This is a genomic window from Cobetia sp. SIMBA_158 (assembly GCF_046566945.1).
GTDB classification, from domain to species: Bacteria; Pseudomonadota; Gammaproteobacteria; order Pseudomonadales; family Halomonadaceae; genus Cobetia; species Cobetia amphilecti.
Genome location: NZ_JAWJYL010000539.1, coordinates 1 through 263, shown reverse-complemented (window position 1 = coordinate 263; position 263 = coordinate 1). Strand labels below are relative to the sequence as shown.

Annotated in this window: 1 protein-coding gene; it reads right to left on the bottom strand. The window is 42.6% G+C overall.

From position 1 onward, the window contains the following. A partial coding sequence (locus R2R70_RS21000) for a nitroreductase family protein (RefSeq protein WP_410979048.1) occupies positions 1 to 246 on the bottom strand: 246 nt, incomplete at its 3' end. Positions 247 to 263: the final 17 nt, after the last annotated feature.

Here is a 263-nt window from a genome sequence, read left to right as displayed (position 1 = left end):
AACGTGCGAGGCACCTTTTACTTTGGCATCGTTGAACTCGTACATGCCCTCCGTGCCTTTTGCGATTCGGGCTTTACCAGCTTCATCATCAGCAATGACAAAATGCCAAGGCTGAATGTTGGTACTCGAAGGACTGAGGCGCAAAATATCTTTTAGACTTTGGAAGTCTTCTGCTGAGATTTTCTTATTGGTATCAAATTCTTTTGTGCTATAGCGCCAGTTCATCGCTTCAGTAATATTTTTCATCTGTGACTCCATTATTG